An 18,891-nucleotide genomic window follows, 5' to 3' on the forward strand; every position below is an offset into this window, starting at 1 on the left:
CGATCATGGCTGCTAAAGAAGTTAAATTCGGCGATTCCGCCCGCAAGAAAATGCTCGCCGGTGTCAACGTCCTGGCTGACGCAGTAAAAGCGACCCTGGGCCCGAAAGGCCGTAACGTGATCATCGAGAAGAGCTTCGGCGCTCCGACCATCACCAAGGACGGCGTTTCCGTAGCCAAAGAAATCGAACTGAAAGACCGTTTCGAAAACATGGGCGCGCAACTGGTCAAAGACGTTGCCTCCCGTGCCAACGACGACGCCGGTGACGGCACCACCACCGCGACCGTACTGGCTCAGTCGATTGTCAACGAAGGCCTGAAAGCCGTCGCTGCCGGCATGAACCCGATGGACCTCAAGCGCGGCATCGACAAGGCGACCATCGCCATTGTCAAAGAGCTCAAAGCCCTGTCCAAGCCATGCGCTGACACCAAGGCGATCGCTCAGGTCGGCACCATCTCCGCCAACTCCGACAACTCCATCGGCGACATCATTGCCGAAGCCATGGAAAAAGTCGGCAAGGAAGGCGTGATCACCGTTGAAGAAGGCTCGGGCCTGGAAAACGAACTGTCGGTCGTAGAAGGCATGCAGTTCGACCGTGGCTACCTGTCCCCGTACTTCGTCAACAAGCCGGACACCATGACCGCCGAGCTCGACGGCCCGCTGATCCTGCTGGTGGACAAGAAGATCTCCAACATCCGCGAAATGCTGCCAGTGCTGGAAGCCGTTGCCAAAGCCGGCCGCCCACTGCTGATCGTGGCTGAAGACGTCGAAGGCGAAGCCCTGGCGACCCTGGTCGTGAACAACATGCGCGGTATCGTTAAAGTCGCAGCCGTCAAGGCGCCAGGCTTCGGCGATCGTCGCAAGGCCATGCTGCAGGACATCGCCGTACTGACCGGCGGTACCGTTATCTCCGAAGAGATCGGCCTGAGCCTGGAAAGCACCACCCTGGAGCACCTGGGTAACGCCAAGCGCGTGATCCTGTCCAAGGAAAACACCACCGTGATCGACGGTGCCGGCGTCGAGGCTGACATCCAGGCTCGCGTGACCCAGATCCGCGCCCAAGTGGCCGAGACTTCGTCCGACTACGACCGTGAAAAACTGCAAGAGCGTCTGGCCAAGCTGTCCGGCGGCGTTGCGGTGATCAAGGTTGGCGCTGGTTCCGAAGTTGAAATGAAAGAGAAGAAAGCCCGCGTTGAAGACGCCCTGCACGCGACCCGCGCAGCCGTCGAAGAAGGCGTGGTACCTGGCGGTGGCGTGGCACTGGTTCGCGCTCTGCAGGCTATCTCCGAGCTCAAAGGCGACAACGATGACCAGAACGTGGGCATCCAGTTGCTGCGTCGCGCTGTAGAAGCGCCGCTGCGCCAGATCGTTGCCAACTCCGGCGACGAGCCAAGCGTTGTGGTCGACAAGGTCAAGCAGGGTTCGGGTAACTACGGTTACAACGCTGCCACCGGCGAATACGGCGACATGATCGAAATGGGTATCCTGGACCCAGCCAAAGTAACTCGTTCGGCTCTGCAAGCGGCTTCGTCGATTGCCAGCCTGATGATCACCACCGAGGCGATGATCGCTGAAATCAAGGAAGACGCTCCAGCTGGCGGCGGTATGCCAGACATGGGCGGCATGGGTGGCATGGGCGGCATGATGTAAGCCAGCCTTACCCCTGTAGCGAAAAACCCCGCCTGCGAAAGCCGGCGGGGTTTTTTATTGTCCTTGGATTCAATCCCGCATTGGACTGGGCCCAGCTGTCTCTGTGGGGGCAAAACTTGCTCGCGATGGCGGTGGGTCAGCTTGCCAGGATGCTGAAACTGCCATTGCGATCGCGAGCAAGCTTTGCTCCCACAGGGTTTGTCCGGGGCGTATTCAGGCGTTGGCGGGTTGGCTCAGCGCTACGCGATCATCCATGGAGGCCGGTCGGTACAGGATGTAGTAGTAACACCCCAGGCAAATCAACCAACAGAACACCGCCGTCCACACGTTGTGGGAAAAGAAATGCGCCCCTTGCATCATCCGCCCTAGGGAGAACACCGTGCCCAGGGTGAAGGTGAGCACCAAGGCCTGGCGGGCCAGGCGCGGGCGGCGATCGCGCAGGACGAAGAACAGCGCGAACAACGTGAACCCGGTGGCGGCGTGACCGCCGGGCCAGCATCGACCGGGTTTGTCCGTGGCCGGGCGTGGGCTGAGCAGCTCACTGTAGGTCTCCTTGCCGCCGAACTCTTTCAGGCTCCAGGGGCATTGCACCGCCGTCACCGCTTTCATCGGCGTGACGAAGGACGTCGCCAGTGCCAGGGACAGCACCAGACAGCCCAGTTCCCGCTTGAAGGGTTTGAGCCGGGTGATGAAAAACGTACCGATAAACCCCAGGACCGCCAGCAGGGAAAACGCGATCACTACCTCCTTGGCTCGATCGTGCAGGATATCCTCGAGGAAAAAGCTGTGCCGACCGATAAACCCACCCGCTGTCGGATCGTAAAACAACTTGGCGAGGTCCATGTCCAGGGTGGTCAGTTCCAGCAACACCAGGATGGCTGCGACGACGGCAGGCAGGCCCAGGGCGACCCATAAATTCAGCGGCCTGGACGCGGGGCGGATGGCGGTGGAGACCATTGGCGATACCTTTGATGGGCGTTTTCGTAAGGCGGTGTCGCGCAGTCTGGTCCGTGTTGCGTTCGGGCGGTGTGAAGGTTGGGTGAAAAACTCGTCAATGACTGTCGGCGCGGCCCCTGTGGGAGCGGGCTTGATCGTGAATGCGTAGGCACATCCAACATTGAAGGAGGCTGACCCATCGCATTCGTCGGATCGCCGCCCGGAGCAAGCCCGCTCCCACAGGGGGGGCATGCGCTGCTATGGCGGACACAACCCTAGCCGTGAGCCACGCTTGGCCGTAAGCTGCGCGGGCCAAGCCAGCCGTTAACCGTGCACGCAGAGGTGCCCATGCGAATTCTATTGGTCGAAGACAACCGCGACATCCTGGCCAACCTGGCCGATTACCTGGGGCTCAAGGGCTACACCGTCGATTGTGCCCAGGACGGTTTGTCGGGGTTGCACCTGGCGGCGACCGAACACTACGACCTGATCGTGCTCGACATCATGCTGCCGGGCATCGATGGCTACACCTTGTGCAAGCGCCTGCGCGAGGACGCCCGGCGGGATACGCCGGTGATCATGCTCACTGCCCGGGATCAGTTGGACGATCGCCTGCAGGGCTTCAAGTCCGGCGCCGATGACTACCTGATCAAACCGTTCGCCTTGTCGGAACTGGCGGCGCGGATCGAAGCCGTCATGCGTCGCGCCCAGGGTGGTGGCCGGCGGGCCTTGCAGGTCGGCGACCTGAGCTACGACCTCGATACCCTTGAAGTGACGCGCGAAGGCAAGCTACTCAAGCTCAACCCCGTGGGCCTGAAACTCCTGGCAGTGCTGATGCAAAAAAGCCCCCACGTATTGCGCCGCGAAATCCTCGAAGAAGCGTTGTGGGGCGACGATTGCCCAGACAGCGACAGCTTGCGCAGCCACGTCCATCAACTGCGCCAAGTGATCGACAAACCGTTCGAAAAACCGCTGCTGCATACCGTGCACGGCGTCGGCTATCGCCTGGCCGAGGGCCGCGATGGAGTTTAAGCAGAGCCTTGCCCAACGGATCATCATCGCGTTTGCGCTGATGAGCGCATTGGTGGCCGGCGCGTTCGCCATGGGCATCGTGGCGACGGTTCATTTGGTCGAAGAAAAGCTGATTTCCGCCGGGCTGGGTGGCGACCTGCAACGCCTGTTGCTGATGGACAGCGTCTCGGACTGGAACCATCGGCCGGAACCCGACCAACTGTTCTATTTCAGCGGCGGTCCGGGGGACTTCGAATTACCCAGGGACCTGCGCCATCTGGAGCGTGGTTTCCACGAAGTGTTTCGCGAGCAATTGTCCTATCACGCCATGGTCGAGATCGTGGATGGTCGGCACTACGTGTTGCTGCAAGACCAGAGCGATTTCGAGGAGCGCGAGCGGGTGCTGTTTGCCGTGGTCCTGGTGGGTTTCGTGCTCAGCCTGGCGCTGGCGGTATTTTTGGGTTGGGTCCTGGCACGCCGGGTGATGGCGCCTGTGGTTCGCCTGGCCCGGCAAGTGCGCCATCGCGACCAACTCCTCGGTCTCGCTCCGCCGCTGGCCCCGGACTATGCCGCCGATGAGGTGGGTGAGTTGGCCGTGGCGTTCGATGCCACACTGGGGCGCTTGCGCCAGGCCCTGACCCGCGAGCGCTTGTTTACCAGCGACGTCAGCCACGAATTGCGTACGCCGCTGATGGTTCTGGCGACCTCCTGTGAACTGCTGCTGGAAAACCCGGCGCTGGATCCGCGCGGTCGTACCCAGGTCGAGCGCATCAGCCGGGCCAGCGAAGAGATGCGCGAACTGGTGCAAACTTTCCTGATGCTCGCCAGGTCCGAACGCGAAGACAACGGCATGTCGCCTCGTCTGACCCTGGGGCAGGTGGCCGAGAACCTCCTCGGCGTATGGCGCGCGCCCATCGAATCCAAGGGCCTGACGCTGATCTTCGAACCTGGGCAAACCGTCGACACCCTGTATAACGCCACGTTCCTGACGGCGGTGATGGGCAACCTGCTGCGCAATGCCCTGCACTACACCGACCAGGGGTTCATCCGTCTTTCGCTGACCAGCACCGGATTCATGGTCGAGGACAGCGGTGTGGGCATTCCCGAGGAAAAACGCGAGGCGATGTTCGAGCCCTTCGTGCGTGGTAACGAAAAGCGCGGCGAGGGCCTGGGGCTGGGGTTATCCCTGGTGCAGCGCATTTGCGAGAACCGAGGCTGGACAGTCAGCCTCAGCACGATGGAACCCAACGGTTGCCATTTCGAAGTGGAATTGAATCCAAAGGGCTGAGCGACTGTGTTGAAAAGTCTTGTAAACATTGGAAGGTTTACCTGACTTTATTTTCACAAGGACATGACATCCCGATTCATAAGGTGGGGCCGATCAGTCATCGAGGCCCCGCCAATGTCCAAGCCCATCAAGTTGGCTTTTTCCGAAAAGTACAACGAGCAGCACGCCAGGGAATATTTTCATAAACATCGCACTGGTTTGAGTCGTCGTCTTTCCAATCAGCGAGACCAGCAATTGGCCCGGCGCGCATTGGCACTCGTCGGTGACCCCGGCCTGGTCCTGGACTTGCCGTGCGGTGCCGGGCGTTTCTGGCCCCTATTGGCCGAAAAACCGAACCGGGTGATCATCGGCGCGGACAATTCCGAGGCCATGATCAATACCGCATTGGAAGCTCAACCGAGCGACGTCGTAAAACGGGTACGGCCTTTGCACACTTCTGCGTTCGACATTGCCTTGCCTGATAACGCCGTCGATAGCATTTTTTGCATGCGCCTGCTGCACCACATCGGTGAACCCGCGCATCGAGTGGCAATCCTGAAGGAATTCGAGCGTGTCAGCCGTGACAGCGTGATCGTTTCATTGTGGGTCGATGGCAATTTCAAGGCCTGGAAACGCAAGCGCCTGGAACGCACCCGTGGGCAGAAAGACTACCAGAATCGATTTGTGTTACCGACGGATACAGCAGAGAAGGAGTTTCGGCAGGCTGGGTTTCGCATTCAAGAACGGCTGGATTTCCTACCGCTTTATGCCATGTGGCGAGTCTATGTATTACGCAAGGGGTAACAGCATGGTTGTGCAGGCCGTAGAGACACCTGGCATTTCCCGCAGCAGCTTCGAACACTTCTGGAACCAGCAAGGCGAGTGGGTGGAAGAGCCCAATGTGCGGCGTGGTGGTGAAAGCGGCGTGCAGCGGATCAGCAGCAACAATGGTGAGTTGTTGTATGCCAAGCGTCAAACCGGACATATTTATCGCAGTTGGTTGTACCCGCTCGGTCGTCCGACCGTGCTGCGAGAGCAGGACGCGTTGCTGGCCTTGAGCCGCCTGGATGTCCGTGTGCCCGAGCTGATTTTTTGCGGCGCCCAGCGCGACCCGGCCTGCAAGTGGCGGGCGCTGCTGGTGACCCATGCCTTGGAAGGTTTCGAGCAGATCAAGCACTGGTACGCCGGAGGCGGACGTGAGCGCCATGGCGAAGCGGTGCATGACCAGATCCTCCAGGGCCTGGCTGAGAACCTGGCCCGCATGCACAAGGGCCGCTGGCAACATGGCTGCCTCTACATCAAGCATGTCTTTGTACGTGTGACAGGCGAGGGCGAAGCGGCCAAGGCTGAAGTCGCCCTGCTGGATCTGGAAAAATCTCGCCAGCGCCTGACTGCCCGGCAGGCGGCCTTCCATGACCTGAGGCAACTGCGGCGCCATTCGTCGTTCAGCGAGGCTGACTGGAAAAAAGTCGTCTATTTTTATGAGGCGGCGTTTGGCAGCGCTATCAAAGGTTTATGGCAATGAAACTCGAAATTGCTAGAGGTTTGTTTTTAGTAGGAGCCTTGGGAGTTGCATCGATGGCGGTGGCGGTATGGGAACAGCCACGCTCGCAGGTCCTCAGCGTTTCGAATGCTGGTACACATTGTCCTTTGCCACGGGTGGCAAAGGCTAGCGAGGCGATCCAACCGGACAATGACCTGCTGCTGTTCATGTTCAGCCTGTCCCAAGGGATGAGGCCGCAAAGTTGAAAGCCCCGAAACCAAGATAAAGGCCTCCCTTGTGTGAGGCCTTATTTTTTGGTTTTTCCAATGCCACCACAAACCTTCAGCCAAACACACAACCCGTGGCGAGGGAGCTTGCTCCCGCTGGACCGCGAAGCGGTCCCCATCGGTTCAGGGTCTGGCAGCGGTCATTCAATGACGACTGCTTCGCAGCCGAGCGGGAGCAAGCTCCCTCGCCACAAAAACATCCCGTATCCGCGTGAGTTTGCTTGAACAGTCCTCAGGCTTTGTCCGGCTTGGCCAGCAGCGTGTAGATGCAAGGCAAGACGAACAGCGTGAACAGGGTCCCAATCGACATGCCGGTGGCGATCACCATGCCGATGTCGAAGCGGCTTACTGCCCCGGCGCCTGTGGCGAAAATGAGCGGTACCATGCCGAACACCATCGCCGCAGTCGTCATTAACACCGGCCGCAGGCGGATCGACGCGGCTTGTTCTATTGCTTCTCGCGGCGTCAGATGTTGTTCCCTGCGCAGTTGGTTGGCGAACTCGACGATCAGGATCCCGTGCTTGCTGATCAGCCCGATCAGCGTCACCAGGCCCACCTGGGTGTAGATGTTCATGCTCGACCAACCGAGGAACAGCGGAATCAGGGCACCGCAAATGGACAACGGTACAGTCACCAGGATCACCAGTGGGTCGCGGAAGCTTTCGAACTGCGCGGCCAGCACCAGGAAAATAATCGCCAGGGCCAGGGCAAAGGTTACCCACAACGCGCTGCCTTCCTGTACGAATTGGCGCGAAGCCCCTGCGTAATCGAAGGCGAACCCCACCGGCGCTTCTTCCCGGGCGATCTGGCGGATGGTCTCGATGGCCTCGCCCATGCTCACGATGGGGAAGCCTGAAATCGTCACCGCATTGAGCTGCTGGAACTGGTTTAGCTGTCGCGGTCGCGCCCGGTCGCTGACCTTGATCAGGGTCGACAGCGGTAGCGATTCACCCTGGGCATTTTTCACGTAATAGCTGTTCAACCAGTCCGGGTTGTCCCGGAACGGCCGTTCGACTTGGGCAATGACTTTGTAGCTGCGGCCCTCGAGGGTGAAGCGGTTGATCTCGGATTCGCCCAGCAGTGTCGCCAAGGTGCCCCCCAAGTCCTCCATGGATACGCCCATCTGGGCGGCCTTGGCGCGATCGATATCCACCACGACTTCTGGCTTGTCGAACGCCAGGTCAATGTCCATGAAAGCGAACTTGCCGGATTCCAATGCACGCTTTTTGACCCGGTCGGCAACCTCCAGCAACGTTGCATAGTCTTTCGGGGAGTTAATGACGAACGCGAACGGCAAGCCTTCGCCAGTGCCCGGCAGCGAGGGCAGGTTGAAACCGAAGATCTGCAGGCCAGGCACGCTTTCCAGCCTGGCCTGGACCTCTGGCAGGATTTCCATCTGGGTGCGGCTGCGTTCGTTCCAAGGCTTGAGCAGGAAGCCGCCGATGCCCGACTGCACACCGTCATAACCATTGATCTGGAACGAGGAGTAGTACTCCGGGAACTCCTTGAAAATGGTGATGAAGTGATCGGTATACGTGTTCAGGTAGTCGAGGTTGGTGGGCTGCGGGGCGTTGGCCATCATGAAGATGATGCCCTGGTCTTCGTCGGGGGCCAGTTCCGACTTGCTGAACATGACCAGCACCGGGATCAGCAGCAGCACGATCGCCGCGAACACCAGCACCACCGGCCGGGTGTTGAGCGTGCCATGGAGCATGCGCTGGTAACGGCTCTTCAAGCGTTCGAAGATCATGTCCAGCCGATGGGCCAGGCCCGAGGGATTCTCGTCGTGACGCAGGAGCAGGGCGCACATCATCGGCGACAGGGTCAGGGCGACGATCCCGGAGATCACCACCGCCCCGGCCAGGGTCAAGGCGAACTCCTTGAACAAGGCCCCCGTCAGGCCCTCGAGCAGGCCGATCGGTGCATACACCGCCGCCAGGGTGATGGTCATCGAGATCACCGGCATGGCGATTTCCCGGGCACCTTCGATCGAGGCGTCGAACGGCGTCTTGCCCTCCTCGATGTGCCGGTGAATGTTTTCCACCACCACAATGGCATCGTCCACCACCAGGCCGATGGCGAGCACCATGGCCAGCAGCGTCAGGAGGTTCATCGAATAGCCCATCAACTGCATGAAGAACATCACGCCGATCATCGACAAGGGGATGGTCACCACCGGGATGACCACCGAGCGCAAGGCGCCGAGGAACAGGAACACCACGACGATGACGATCAGCACTGCCTCGAACAGGGTTTTCACCACCTCGTCGATGGACGCCTGGATGAACAGGGTGGCGTCGTAGGCGATCTCGGCCTTGAGGTTGGTCGGGAGCTGGGCCTCCATCTCCGGCATGATCTTGCGCACTTCCTTGATCACATCCAGCGGGTTCGCACCCGGCGTGGCCTTGATCCCGATGTACACCGAGGGCGTACCGCCAAAGGAACTGATGCTGTCGTAGTTCTCTGCGCCCATTTCCACACGGGCGACGTCCCGCAACAATACACGGCTGTCGCCCTCGGTCTTGAGCGGGATCGCGGCGAAGTCCTCGGCGGACTTGAGCTCGGTGTTGGCGTTGATGCTGGTGACGACGTATTCGCCTTTCACTTCACCGGCGGCGGAGAGGAAGTTGTGCTGGCGCACGGCATTGGTCACGTCGGCGGCGGTCAGGCCGAAGCCTGCGAGCTTGATCGGGTCCAGCCACAGGCGCATGGCGAAGACCTGGTTGCCGAGGATCTCCGCCTCGGCCATGCCGGGCAGTGTCGCCAGCTTGGGCTGGATCACCCGGGACAGGTAGTCGGTGATCTGCGGGTTGTTCAGTTCCTTGCTGAAGAAGCTGATGTACATCAGTGCCGAGGCATCGGCGGCCTCGCGGCTGAGGACCGGGTCCTCGGCGTCCTGGGGCAGTTGGTTCTTGACCTCGTTGGCCTTGGCCAGCAGTTCGGTAAAGAGCCGGTCGCTGTTGGAGCCGATGCGGGCATAGACCGAGATCACCGAGAAATTCTGGCGACTGACCGAGGTCATGTAGTCGATGCCCTCGGCACTGGCCAGGCTCTGTTGCATCGGTTGGGTGATGTAGCCCTGGATGGTCTCGGCGTTGGCCCCGGGGTAGGCGGTGGTTACCGTGATCAGGGCGTTTTCCATTTGTGGATACTGACGCAGGGGCAGCTTGCTCCAGGCCTGGAAGCCCAGCAGCACGATCAACAGGCTGACCACGGTGGCAAGCACCGGGCGGCGGATGAACGGATCGGTAAAAGCCATGGGGGTTCCTTGATCAGTCCGCGCGCGGCGGGCTGTTCTGTTCGGTCAGGGTCTTGTCGTCGCTGATGGCGATCGGCGTACCGTTATCGAGCTTGAGTTGGCCGGCGATCACAACTTGTTCGCCGCTCTGCACGCCTTTGGACACCAGTACCTGCCCGTCGCGTCGCTCACCGGTTGCAACGAAACGCCGTTCGGCGATCAGGACCGGCTGGCCCTTGTCGTCTTTCTCGACAGTGCCGTCGGCGGCTTTCTTTTGCGTCACCACGTACATGGAATTGCCGTAGAGGGTGTAGGTCACGGCGCTTTCCGGGACGACGATCCCGGCGGCGACGTCCGGCAGGATCACCTGCAGGTTGGTGAACATGCCGGGCAGCAGTTTGCCGTCGGGGTTGGCCAGGGTGGCGCGCACCAGGACGTTGCGGGTGCTGTCCTCGACCTTGGGGTTGATCGCGCTGATGGTGCCGACGAAGGTCTGCCCGGGATAGGCCGAGACGCTGACATTGACCGGCTGTGCCACGGCGAGCCGGGGCACGCTTTGCTCAGGGACGTAGAAGTCCACGTACAGGCTGCTGAGGTCCTGCAGGGTGGCGATCACCGTGCCACTGGCCAGGTAGTCGCCGACGTCCACCTGGCGAATGCCGATGGTGCCGCTGAACGGCGCCAGGATGTGTTTCTTGGCCAGCGAAGCCTTGAGCTGGTTGACCGTGGCCTGGTTTTTCTTCAGTTGCGCCGAGAGCCGGTCGAATTCGCCCTTGGAGATCGCCTGGCTGCCCACCAGTTGTCGGCCACGTCCAAAATCCAGTTGCGACAGGCCAAGATCGGCCTCGGCGGTTTCCAGCAGGGCGTTTTCGACTTCGCTGTCCAGTTGCAGGAGCGGCTGGCCGGCCTTGATCTTCTGTCCAGACTGGAATTGCACCTTCTGCACGGTCCCGGCGATTTCCAGGCTCAGGTCCACGCCTTGCAGCGCCTTGAGACTGCCAACGGTGGGTAGGCGGGCCTGCCAGGGTTGCTGGGCCGCTGTGGCCACGGCGACGCTGACCGGTGGTTTGGGGGCAGAAAACGTCTGGATCTGCTGGTAAACGGAGAAGGCCTTGTAGCCGGCGAGCAACAGCACCACCAGCAGCACAACACCCAACATGATCAGCATGCGGCGTCGCAGCATGTTCCACTTCCTTGGAAAGAGCCGAGAGAAAATACGGATAGGCGGGCACATTACTCTGAGTGTGCGGGCTATTCCAGATGCTGGCGGGACGGTAGTGCGTGGGGCTTTTCCGAAAAACAGGGGCGCCCGGCGCCGATCGGCTTCGCTCCCCGGCGTCAGACCAGATGCAAATGGTTGTCCCAGAGCCCTGCCGGCAGATCCAGTGGTTTTGCAACCAGTTGTGTCTGCCGACAATCGTAATAGCGACAACGGCCTTGGCCCGACGTCACGACAAAACCGTCGGCCACCGCGCCCACGCCAGCGCAGTCCGGCAGGGGCGCGTCCAGGCGCACTTCGCCGCTGTCCAGGTCCCAGATGAAAAAGCGGTTGCCGCGGGGGGCGGTCAGGGCCACCAGGCGCAAGTCGCTGTGTACGGCAACGCTGGCGGTGTAGTGCCCCATGGCCTGCAATTGCTCTGCGGGCACCGGGAATGCCTGGAACGGCTGTCCTGGCCGTTTGATCGCCACCAGTTCCGACGGTTCGTGGGCTGCGCCCATGAACTGCTGGCCGGAGACGATGGTGCCGTCGCTGGCGATGCCCAGGTGGCGCACGCTGTTCATCGATTGGGCGAGGGTTTCCTTGCTCAGCAGGGTGCCATCGCGTTGCATCAGCACCAGGCTCGGCTCCATGGCGTCGAGGTTCATTTCGACCCGGCTTTCGGCCTCGGTGCGAATGCCGCCGTTGGCGACCACCAGCGTCTCGCCATCGGGCATCCACGACACCTGGTGAGGACCGATGCCATGGGTAGAGATTTCGCCGCTGTGCACCAGCCGCTCGCCTTCGAAACGGTACACGCCCAACAGGCCGCGTCCCGGATCGGTGGTGTCGTTCTCGGTGGCATACAGCCATTCGCCGCTTTTATGGATGACCGCGTGGCCGTAGAAGTGCCGGTTCGGCAACGAGGCGATGGTTTGCAGCAGCGTCCCGTCGCGCAGGTCGATCAGGTAGCTTTCGGTGCCCGGGCGACGGGCGACGAACAGCGCAATCGGCTGCGTCGGATGGTTGATGATGTCATGGCAGCGCTGGCCGACCTGGGTGGCAAACACCCGCGTGCCGTCCAGTCGATAGCCGACGGCATAGTGCTTGCCGTCGCCATCGTCCCGTGCCGAAAGCAAGAGTGGCGGTTTGTCCTTTTGCTTGAACAGCGTCCAGCCGCCCAGGGTGACGGCGCCGAGTAGCAAGCTGCCCAGTGCCAGGACCTGACGTCGAAACATGATCAGTCACCGTCGTTGGCATTGAAGCCCAGTTGAATGCCCAGCGCCTTGGCCAGTTCGCCTTCATGCAGGCGATGGACAACGTTGAGGCTGTCGTACAAATCGTTGAGTTGCTGGCGCCCGGCATCGTCGCCGAGCATTTCGGTCAGCGAGCGCTGGCTGCTGGCGAACAGTTTCAACGAGGCATCGTAGGCGGCGTCGATCTTGTCCGCCAATGGCTTCTGGTCGCTCGGCAGCAGGCCGCGCAGGCCCTTGTTGTCCACGCCGACCCAGACGGTCCTGGCCGCGCTCAGGCTGGCTTCCAACCCTTGCAACGACGACTGGCTGCGCCAGGCATCGGCCTGGAATGGCTGAGGTACGCCTTTGCTCTGGCGGCCCATCGGCGTGCCGAGTTTTTTCTTCAAAGTATCCAGGGCAGTGACCTGCACACGGAGCAGGTCGGCGATGGCCTCGTGGGAATCGGCGTAGCGCTGGTTGGGAAACTTGCTCATCTGGGCGAGCATGCCGTCGTTGCTGTTCCAGCCCGACAGGATCTCTTCGGCCAGCTGTTTCTGGCGTTCGCCGATGGCGATGAGCAGCGGGCAGTACTTGGCTTTCTGTGCGCTGTCGGCCATGTCGATTTTCGCGTCGAACAGCAGGTATTCGTAGGCCGACAGCCCTTGCACGACCACGCTGGACTTGGCCAGGCCGGCGGCGTCGATCTGTGGCTGGCTGTTGACCAATTGCTCGACCTGACGACCCACCAGGTTTTTCTTGTCCGGCCAGAACTGCACCTGCCAGGCGCGGTTGCCCTCGGCCAGCGGCCCGATCAGCAGCGGTTGCAACTCGGCCCAGGCTTTTTGCGCCTTGAGGAAGTCGGCGCGGGCGGTCTCCAGGTTTTCTTTACCTTGGCAGAACGCCAGGGCGCTGGTCGCCAGTTGCCGGTCGGCCTCGACCCAGCGGCTGTAGGTCGGCAGGATCACTTGCTTGGCGATGGCGGCCGAAGTGACGGCTTGCGGATCCTGGGGCGAGCAGGCGCCGAGGGCGAGGGCGGCGAGGCTGGTGAACAACAATTTGGGACGGAACATGTCAGGCTCCCATTTCTGGAAAAGGCATTTAAAGGGAATTCAGGAAGGCCAGCAACGCAGCGCGCTGCTCGGCATTGAACGCTAAAACCTGGCGTTGCGCCGCTTGTGCTTCGCCGCCATGCCAAAGCACGGCTTCGAGCAGGTTGCGGGCACGACCGTCGTGCAGGAACTGGGTGTGGCCGTTGACGGTTTCGGTCAGGCCGATGCCCCACAGCGGCGGGGTTCGCCAGTCGCGGCCACTGGCCTTGAATTCGCTGCGGTTGTCGGCCAGGCCTTCGCCCATGTCGTGCAGCAGCAAGTCGGTGTAGGGGCGGATGACCTGGTTCGCCAGTTCCGGCTCGGCGGCGTTGGCGGCGGTGGTGTATTTCGGTGTGTGGCAGGACTGGCAACCGGCCTGGAAAAATAGATTCTTGCCTGCCAGCACTTGGGACGAATTCACGTCGCGACGGGCCGGCACCGCGAGGTTGCGGCTGTAGAACAGCACCAGGCGCAGGATGTTGTCGCTGACTTCCGGTTCGCCGTCCGGGCCATTGCCGCTGGGCGCACGCTTGCAGTCGACTTGGGTCTCGGTGCAGTCGTCGAGCGGCCGCAGGCTGGTCGTCAGGCCCATGTCGCCGGAAAACGCATGGACGTTCTGTTGGTTGAGGTTGGGCTGTCCGGCTTTCCAGCCGAAACGTCCCAGCACGGTTTTCTGCTGCTCATCGTCCCAGACCTGGTTGGGCCGACCGGCGATGCCGTCGTTCTCCCGCGCCTGGGCTTCGGCGTTCGCCAGCAGCGCCTCGTCGGGGATGGCTTCCAGCAGGCCCAGGCCGATCATCGGCGGTGCCACGCGGGCCGAAAAACGCGTGTCGGGGTGCATCGGGCCATACCCCAACTGGGTGATCTGCAGGATTGGCTTGCGTAACTCGACGACGGTGCCGTCCTTGAAGCGCACCGGGACCGGGGTGTAATCGACCCGTACCTTGCCTTCGGGGGCGACGCCGGGCACCGACATGTCCTGCAACTGCCCACCATAGACCGGCTCGGGCACTACGCCCAGTTGCTCGATGACCTTGGCGTAGGCCGGTGCGTCGGGAATCGACAGGCGCACCAGCATCGACACCGCGCTGGTCGCATCCGGCGCCGGCGGATGGCCGCGACCGTCCTTGACGTGACAGTTCTGGCAGGCGTTGGTATTGAACAAGGGCCCGAGGCCGTCCCGGGCGGTGGTGGTCGAGGGGGCGATCACCCAGGGGCTGCGGAAGAAACTGTTGCCGACACTGAAATCCACGCGCCGCGAGGGTGGCAGGTTGGCCGAGGGCAGGGAAAAGGCGTTCTGGTCACTCTTGCGGACTGTCGCGGTGCCACCGGAACGGGCTTCACCCGGTTCGGCCTGGGTAAAACGCGGGGCATCATCGCAGGCACTCAGGCCCAGGGCCATGAACAGTGCACATAAACGAAGAGGCAACGACGGCATCGGGCGTCCCGGGGGATGAGTGAAAACGAGGGCGCAAAGTCTAACAGGGCGGGGCAGTTTGAATAAGAGGAATTATCGTTTGGTTCTATTCATTGTGGCGAGGGGATTTATCCCCGTTGGGTCGCGAAGCGGCCCCCTGCTTTCTGTCTGATGCCTGTTGGCAATTTGGGGCTGCTGCGCAGCCCAGCGGGGATAAATCCCCTCGCCACAGGTTAGTGTTGGATGCATTTTCGGTGTTACGGCTGGACGACAGCTCCCGGCACCAACGGCAGTTCCAGTGTCGCAATGAAACCACCTTCGGGATGATTGCCCAGCACCAGCGCACCGCCATGGCGTTCAGCTGCACGGCGTGCGATGGCCAGGCCCAGGCCATGGCCGGCGGCGGTCTGGCCGGGGGCGCGGTAGAACGGCTCGGCCAATTGCCCGAGGTGTTCGGCCTCAACCCCGGGCCCGTGGTCACGTACGCTGACCAGGATCCGTTCGCCTTGGCGCCGCGCGTGCATCTCGATCGATTGCCCGGCCGGATTGAAGCGCTGGGCGTTGCGCAGCAGGTTGTCCACTGCTCGCTCGATCATGGTCGGCCAACCCTTGAGGGTCAGGTCCGCCTCGGCTTCAAGCTGTACGGTTTGCTCCGGTGAAGCCAGTTGCGCATCTTTTTGCAGGGTGACCAGCAGTGCGTTGAGGTCGACTTCTTCGGCGCTGGCGTTGTCGGCATCGACCCGGGCCAGGACCAGGATTTCGCTGATCAGCGCCTCCAGGCGATCGCATTCACGGGTCAGGCGCGGCCAGAGCTTTTCACGCTCCTCGGGGCTGGCCCGTTCCGCCAATGCCAGGGCAATGCGCAGCCGGGCCAGGGGCGAGCGCAGTTCGTGGGACACGTCCCTTAGCAGTTGTCGCTGGCTGGCGATCAGGCTTTGCAAACGCGCGCCCATGCGGTTGAAGTCGGTGGCCAATACGCCGAACTCGTCCCGCCGGTTGGCCAGTTTGGCGAGGCTGTTCTGCTGGTAGGTGGCTTGGCCCAGGTCATGCACCGCACCGCGCAGTCGACTCAGCGGACGAGTGATGGAGAGCGTCACCAACAGGCTGAACAAGGTTAGCACCACCAACGCGATCCCCAGGGCACTGAGGGGCCAGAGCAGACTGCCGCGGTGCCAGGCGTCCAGTTCGGGATGGGGGATGCGGTAGATGAATAGGTAGGTGTCGCCGCTTTTGGCGCTGGTGAACTCGTCGGTGAGCCGGCGCCAGGGCAGGCGGCGGTCGTCGTTGTTCTGCCGAGCCTCGAAGGCGGCGGCGCGATGGGGAAAAGTGCCACGCACCACCGGGTCGCCGCTTTCGTTGAACACCTGGACGTCAATGTGATACTGGCGCTTGCGCTGTTTCAGAATTTCCTGGGCGGCGTCCTCGCCTTGGGTTTCGTAGGTCTGCGTCCACTCTTCGGGCAGGGTATTGAGCCCCGGGTGGCGGCTGAGGATCCAGGCGTCCTGGTTCAGCATGTGGCCCATCAGGATCGAAAGTCCTGCAACCAGAGTGATGGCCAGCCAGAAACTGGCCAGGATGCGCCAGAACAATGAACGCACGATAAATCCTCGAAAACAAAGAAAGCCCAACGGCGGTTGACCGTTGGGCTGGGGGAATTTCAGCGCATTATTGCGCTTTTTGCGGCTGTTGCGCTTTCCAGGCCTTGAATTCGGCCCACTCGGCGCGACGCTCGGCCTGTTTCTTCTGGATCGCGTCGAATTCTTTTTGCTGCTCAGGCTTCAACAATCCACGAATCTGGGCGTCGACCTTCTGGTGCCGGGCTTGCATTTCGTCCTGCATGGCTTTCTGGTCGGCTGGGGACAGCTTGGCCAGGTACTTGTCGACCAGTTCCCGTTGTTCGTGGCGCTGTTCGCCCATGATCTGGCGAATCTGCTGGCGTTGCTCGCGGCTCAGGTCCAGTTGGCTGTACGGGCCTTTGTCGTGCATCTGGCCGCCGTGACGCGGGCCGTCCATCGGCCCCGTCGGGCCTGGGCCTTCGGGCATGGCCATGGCCACGGTCGGCAGGGCGGCGGCGAACATCAGAGCGATAAGGGTCTTGCGCATGGTGTGTCTCCTTGTCTCATTCCCGGTCAGTTCCGGATGTGTGCAGATTACGGAGATCAAGGTCAGCGGCGGTCAGGGGTGGGTAAAGCTTGGGTAAAGACGGTTTGGTGCGAACCTGACAAATCTGCAGGCCCGAACACAAAGCCCTGTGATGGGGGGTACTTGCTGTGGTGAGGGGGCTTTTGTGGCGAGGGAGCTTGCTCCCGCTCGGTTGCGCAGCAACCGCAGAATCTTGGGGCTACTTCGTAGCCCAGCGGGAGCAAGCTCCCTCGCCACAAAAGTCTCCAGAGGCTGTGATAGCCGCCACAACCTCTGGCTGTAATCGCAGCGACAACATCTAGAGGCTGTAGTAGTAACCCCGGCTACGCAGCGCCACGATGCGCGGGCGGCCGTCGGGGTGGGGGCCGATTTTCTTGCGCAGGTTGCTCACGTGCATGTCGAGGCTGCGGTCGTACAGGGTCAGCTTGCGGCCCAGGGCGATCTGCGCCAGTTCCTGCTTGTCCAGCGGCTCGCCCGGCTGCTTGAGCAGCGCTTCGAGCAGGCGGCTTTCGGACACGGTGAGGGTCTGTTCCTGTTCGTCGATGCTGACCACGCCACGCACCGGGCTGAAGGTCAGGTCACCCAGTTCGATCTGGCTGGACACGGCCGTCGGATGGCTGCGGCGCAGCACGGCGCGCAGGCGGGCGGTCAGTTCCCGTGGGTCGCAGGGCTTGGCCAGATAGTCGTCGGCCCCCAGTTCCAGGCCCAGGATACGGTCCAGCGGTTCACCCCGGGCCGACAGCATCAGCACCGGCAGCTCCGCGTGATCGTTGCGCAATTGCTTGAGCAGTTCCAGGCCACTGCCATCGGGCAGCATCACGTCCAGGACCACGGCAGCCGGGGCGGTTTCGGCCAAGGCCTTGCGGGCACTCTGGCCATCGTGACAGGCGCGGACCTGAAACCCTTCCTGGCTCAGCCAGCTTACGAGGAGCTCACACAGCTCCTGGTCATCATCTATCAGTAACAGCTCGCTCATGACTCACTCAATTTAGCCATTGCCGACGTTGTCTACGTCCACCGCTGGCAAAGATACCGCAGAGCAAGGCCAATAGCGCTACCCCGGCACCAATGACGAACCATTGCTGTTGATCGGTCAACAGGCGCGGCAGGGGGCTGGCCTGGGCTTCCTTGAGTTGCAGTTTCAGGCGCTGGTTCTCCTGGCGCAGCCGCCCCACCAGCGCGCTTTCGCGTTCGCCGTTGGTGTTTTGGAGTTGCTGGGTGAGTGCTTCACGCATGCGCTCGCTGTCTTTCAAGCGTTGCTGCAATTCGGCGATCTGGCCGCCAGCGCTCAGGGACAAGGGCGCCGAATGACTGCCCTCGGTGCTTTCCTCGCCATGGGCGGGCGCCCCGATCGCCAACGAGACCAACAACAGGCACAACGGACCTTTGCGCATTGCAACTCCTGAATTCCAATCGAGATAGGGTTTGTACGAAAAGTCGCCGAGCGGCGATCAGGCAAGGCGAAAACAGGCGAGGAAGCGGAGTTTACTTTAGTAAATGAGCATTCCGAGTCTGTTTTCAACGCAGCATGATCGTCGCGCAGGCACTTTTCGTACAAAGCCTAGACAGGTTGTCGGCAGGCGAACGAGAAAGATGAGCAACAGGGCAATGAGCCGCGCAGGCTCATCGCCCTGGGGATTTACGGCAGGACTTGCTTGAACGGCTTGACCACGACCTCGGCATAGACGCCGGCCGTCACGAACGGATCGGCCTTGGCCCAGGCTTGCGCGGCGGCCAGGGAGTCGAATTCGGCCACGATCAGGCTGCCGGTGAAACCCGCGGCGCCCGGGTCATTGCTGTCCACCGCCGGGTGCGGGCCGGCCAGCACGATGCGACCTTCGGCCTTGAGCTGTTGCAGGCGCTCCAGGTGGGCCGGGCGCACGGCCAGGCGTTTTTCCAGGGAGTCGGCGACGTCGGTGGCAATGATTGCGTAGAGCATG

At 61.8% G+C, this 18,891-nt stretch carries 17 protein-coding genes; 6 read left to right on the forward strand and 11 right to left on the reverse strand.

Going from position 1 to position 18,891, the window contains the following annotated elements; translation table 11 throughout:
* The first annotated feature begins 5 nt into the window (after positions 1-5).
* Complete coding sequence (groL, locus tag HU715_RS19240) at positions 6-1,649, forward strand: chaperonin GroEL (RefSeq protein WP_053124505.1); 1,644 nt, start codon at positions 6-8, stop codon at positions 1,647-1,649.
* Positions 1,650-1,862: 213 nt separating this feature from the next.
* On the opposite strand, the gene HU715_RS19245 is transcribed toward groL, so the two are convergent.
* Entirely contained in the window at positions 1,863-2,606 is a 744-nt protein-coding gene (locus tag HU715_RS19245) for a phosphatase PAP2 family protein (RefSeq protein WP_186706308.1), read from the reverse strand.
* A gap of 327 nt (positions 2,607-2,933) precedes the next feature.
* Between HU715_RS19245 and colR the strand changes: the two genes are divergently transcribed.
* From colR to HU715_RS19270, 5 genes are all read left to right on the forward strand, one after another.
* Positions 2,934-3,617, forward strand: a complete 684-nt coding sequence (gene colR, locus HU715_RS19250) for a two-component system response regulator ColR (protein ID WP_024779529.1) — start codon at positions 2,934-2,936, stop codon at positions 3,615-3,617.
* Positions 3,607-4,884: a sensor histidine kinase gene (locus HU715_RS19255; RefSeq protein ID WP_186706307.1), complete on the forward strand. Its 1,278-nt coding sequence runs from the start codon at positions 3,607-3,609 to the stop codon at positions 4,882-4,884. Before colR ends, HU715_RS19255 begins: the two co-directional genes overlap by 11 nt.
* A 114-nt stretch (positions 4,885-4,998) precedes the next feature.
* Entirely contained in the window at positions 4,999-5,667 is a 669-nt protein-coding gene (locus HU715_RS19260) for a class I SAM-dependent methyltransferase (protein ID WP_186706306.1), read from the forward strand.
* A gap of 4 nt (positions 5,668-5,671) precedes the next feature.
* Entirely contained in the window at positions 5,672-6,388 is a 717-nt protein-coding gene (locus tag HU715_RS19265; protein ID WP_186706305.1) for a lipopolysaccharide kinase InaA family protein, read from the forward strand.
* The gene (locus HU715_RS19270; protein ID WP_186706304.1) at positions 6,385-6,612 is read left to right on the forward strand and encodes a hypothetical protein; all 228 of its coding nucleotides are present in this window, start codon (positions 6,385-6,387) and stop codon (positions 6,610-6,612) included. The genes HU715_RS19265 and HU715_RS19270 overlap by 4 nt, the downstream gene beginning before the upstream one ends.
* A 253-nt stretch (positions 6,613-6,865) precedes the next feature.
* Here the strand turns inward: HU715_RS19270 and HU715_RS19275 are convergent, their stop codons facing one another.
* The 10 genes from HU715_RS19275 to HU715_RS19320 form a co-directional block, all read right to left on the reverse strand.
* Positions 6,866-9,892, reverse strand: coding sequence for a multidrug efflux RND transporter permease subunit (locus HU715_RS19275; RefSeq protein WP_186706303.1), 3,027 nt, complete (start codon positions 9,890-9,892; stop codon positions 6,866-6,868).
* A 13-nt stretch (positions 9,893-9,905) separates the two neighbouring features.
* Positions 9,906-11,054, reverse strand: coding sequence for an efflux RND transporter periplasmic adaptor subunit (locus tag HU715_RS19280; protein ID WP_186706302.1), 1,149 nt, complete (start codon positions 11,052-11,054; stop codon positions 9,906-9,908).
* 155 nt (positions 11,055-11,209) lie between these two features.
* A complete protein-coding gene (locus tag HU715_RS19285) occupies positions 11,210-12,307 on the reverse strand; it encodes a DUF1513 domain-containing protein (protein ID WP_186706301.1) in 1,098 nt (365 codons plus the stop codon).
* 2 nt (positions 12,308-12,309) lie between these two features.
* On the reverse strand, positions 12,310-13,374 hold the full coding sequence (locus HU715_RS19290) for an imelysin family protein (protein ID WP_186706300.1): 1,065 nt from the start codon (positions 13,372-13,374) through the stop codon (positions 12,310-12,312).
* Positions 13,375-13,402: 28 nt separating this feature from the next.
* Entirely contained in the window at positions 13,403-14,830 is a 1,428-nt protein-coding gene (locus HU715_RS19295; RefSeq protein WP_186706299.1) for a di-heme oxidoreductase family protein, read from the reverse strand.
* Positions 14,831-15,066: 236 nt separating this feature from the next.
* Positions 15,067-16,407: a sensor histidine kinase gene (locus HU715_RS19300; RefSeq protein WP_186706298.1), complete on the reverse strand. Its 1,341-nt coding sequence runs from the start codon at positions 16,405-16,407 to the stop codon at positions 15,067-15,069.
* 67 nt (positions 16,408-16,474) lie between these two features.
* Positions 16,475-16,912 carry a Spy/CpxP family protein refolding chaperone gene (locus tag HU715_RS19305; RefSeq protein WP_186706297.1) on the reverse strand — a complete coding sequence of 146 codons (438 nt, stop codon included), beginning with the start codon at positions 16,910-16,912 and terminating at the stop codon, positions 16,475-16,477.
* 337 nt (positions 16,913-17,249) lie between these two features.
* The gene (locus tag HU715_RS19310) at positions 17,250-17,927 is read right to left on the reverse strand and encodes a response regulator transcription factor (protein ID WP_186706296.1); all 678 of its coding nucleotides are present in this window, start codon (positions 17,925-17,927) and stop codon (positions 17,250-17,252) included.
* 7 nt (positions 17,928-17,934) lie between these two features.
* Positions 17,935-18,345, reverse strand: coding sequence for an SH3 domain-containing protein (locus HU715_RS19315; RefSeq protein WP_186706295.1), 411 nt, complete (start codon positions 18,343-18,345; stop codon positions 17,935-17,937).
* Between the two features lie 245 nt (positions 18,346-18,590).
* A complete protein-coding gene (locus HU715_RS19320; protein ID WP_186706294.1) occupies positions 18,591-18,890 on the reverse strand; it encodes a YciI family protein in 300 nt (99 codons plus the stop codon).
* Position 18,891 lies beyond the last annotated feature (1 nt).

It is taken from the genome of Pseudomonas zanjanensis, assembly GCF_014268745.2.
Lineage (GTDB): Bacteria > Pseudomonadota > Gammaproteobacteria > Pseudomonadales > Pseudomonadaceae > Aquipseudomonas > Aquipseudomonas zanjanensis.

Coding starts and splice junctions, on each gene's coding strand:
- groL (WP_053124505.1), top strand. CDS start 6: ATGGCTGCTAAAGAAGTTAAATTCGGCGATTCCGCCCGCAAGAAAATG.
- HU715_RS19245 (WP_186706308.1), bottom strand. CDS start 2,606: ATGGTCTCCACCGCCATCCGCCCCGCGTCCAGGCCGCTGAATTTATGG.
- colR (WP_024779529.1), top strand. CDS start 2,934: ATGCGAATTCTATTGGTCGAAGACAACCGCGACATCCTGGCCAACCTG.
- HU715_RS19255 (WP_186706307.1), top strand. CDS start 3,607: ATGGAGTTTAAGCAGAGCCTTGCCCAACGGATCATCATCGCGTTTGCG.
- HU715_RS19260 (WP_186706306.1), top strand. CDS start 4,999: ATGTCCAAGCCCATCAAGTTGGCTTTTTCCGAAAAGTACAACGAGCAG.
- HU715_RS19265 (WP_186706305.1), top strand. CDS start 5,672: ATGGTTGTGCAGGCCGTAGAGACACCTGGCATTTCCCGCAGCAGCTTC.
- HU715_RS19270 (WP_186706304.1), top strand. CDS start 6,385: ATGAAACTCGAAATTGCTAGAGGTTTGTTTTTAGTAGGAGCCTTGGGA.
- HU715_RS19275 (WP_186706303.1), bottom strand. CDS start 9,892: ATGGCTTTTACCGATCCGTTCATCCGCCGCCCGGTGCTTGCCACCGTG.
- HU715_RS19280 (WP_186706302.1), bottom strand. CDS start 11,054: ATGCTGCGACGCCGCATGCTGATCATGTTGGGTGTTGTGCTGCTGGTG.
- HU715_RS19285 (WP_186706301.1), bottom strand. CDS start 12,307: ATGTTTCGACGTCAGGTCCTGGCACTGGGCAGCTTGCTACTCGGCGCC.
- HU715_RS19290 (WP_186706300.1), bottom strand. CDS start 13,374: ATGTTCCGTCCCAAATTGTTGTTCACCAGCCTCGCCGCCCTCGCCCTC.
- HU715_RS19295 (WP_186706299.1), bottom strand. CDS start 14,830: ATGCCGTCGTTGCCTCTTCGTTTATGTGCACTGTTCATGGCCCTGGGC.
- HU715_RS19305 (WP_186706297.1), bottom strand. CDS start 16,912: ATGCGCAAGACCCTTATCGCTCTGATGTTCGCCGCCGCCCTGCCGACC.
- HU715_RS19310 (WP_186706296.1), bottom strand. CDS start 17,927: ATGAGCGAGCTGTTACTGATAGATGATGACCAGGAGCTGTGTGAGCTC.
- HU715_RS19315 (WP_186706295.1), bottom strand. CDS start 18,345: ATGCGCAAAGGTCCGTTGTGCCTGTTGTTGGTCTCGTTGGCGATCGGG.
- HU715_RS19320 (WP_186706294.1), bottom strand. CDS start 18,890: ATGCTCTACGCAATCATTGCCACCGACGTCGCCGACTCCCTGGAAAAA.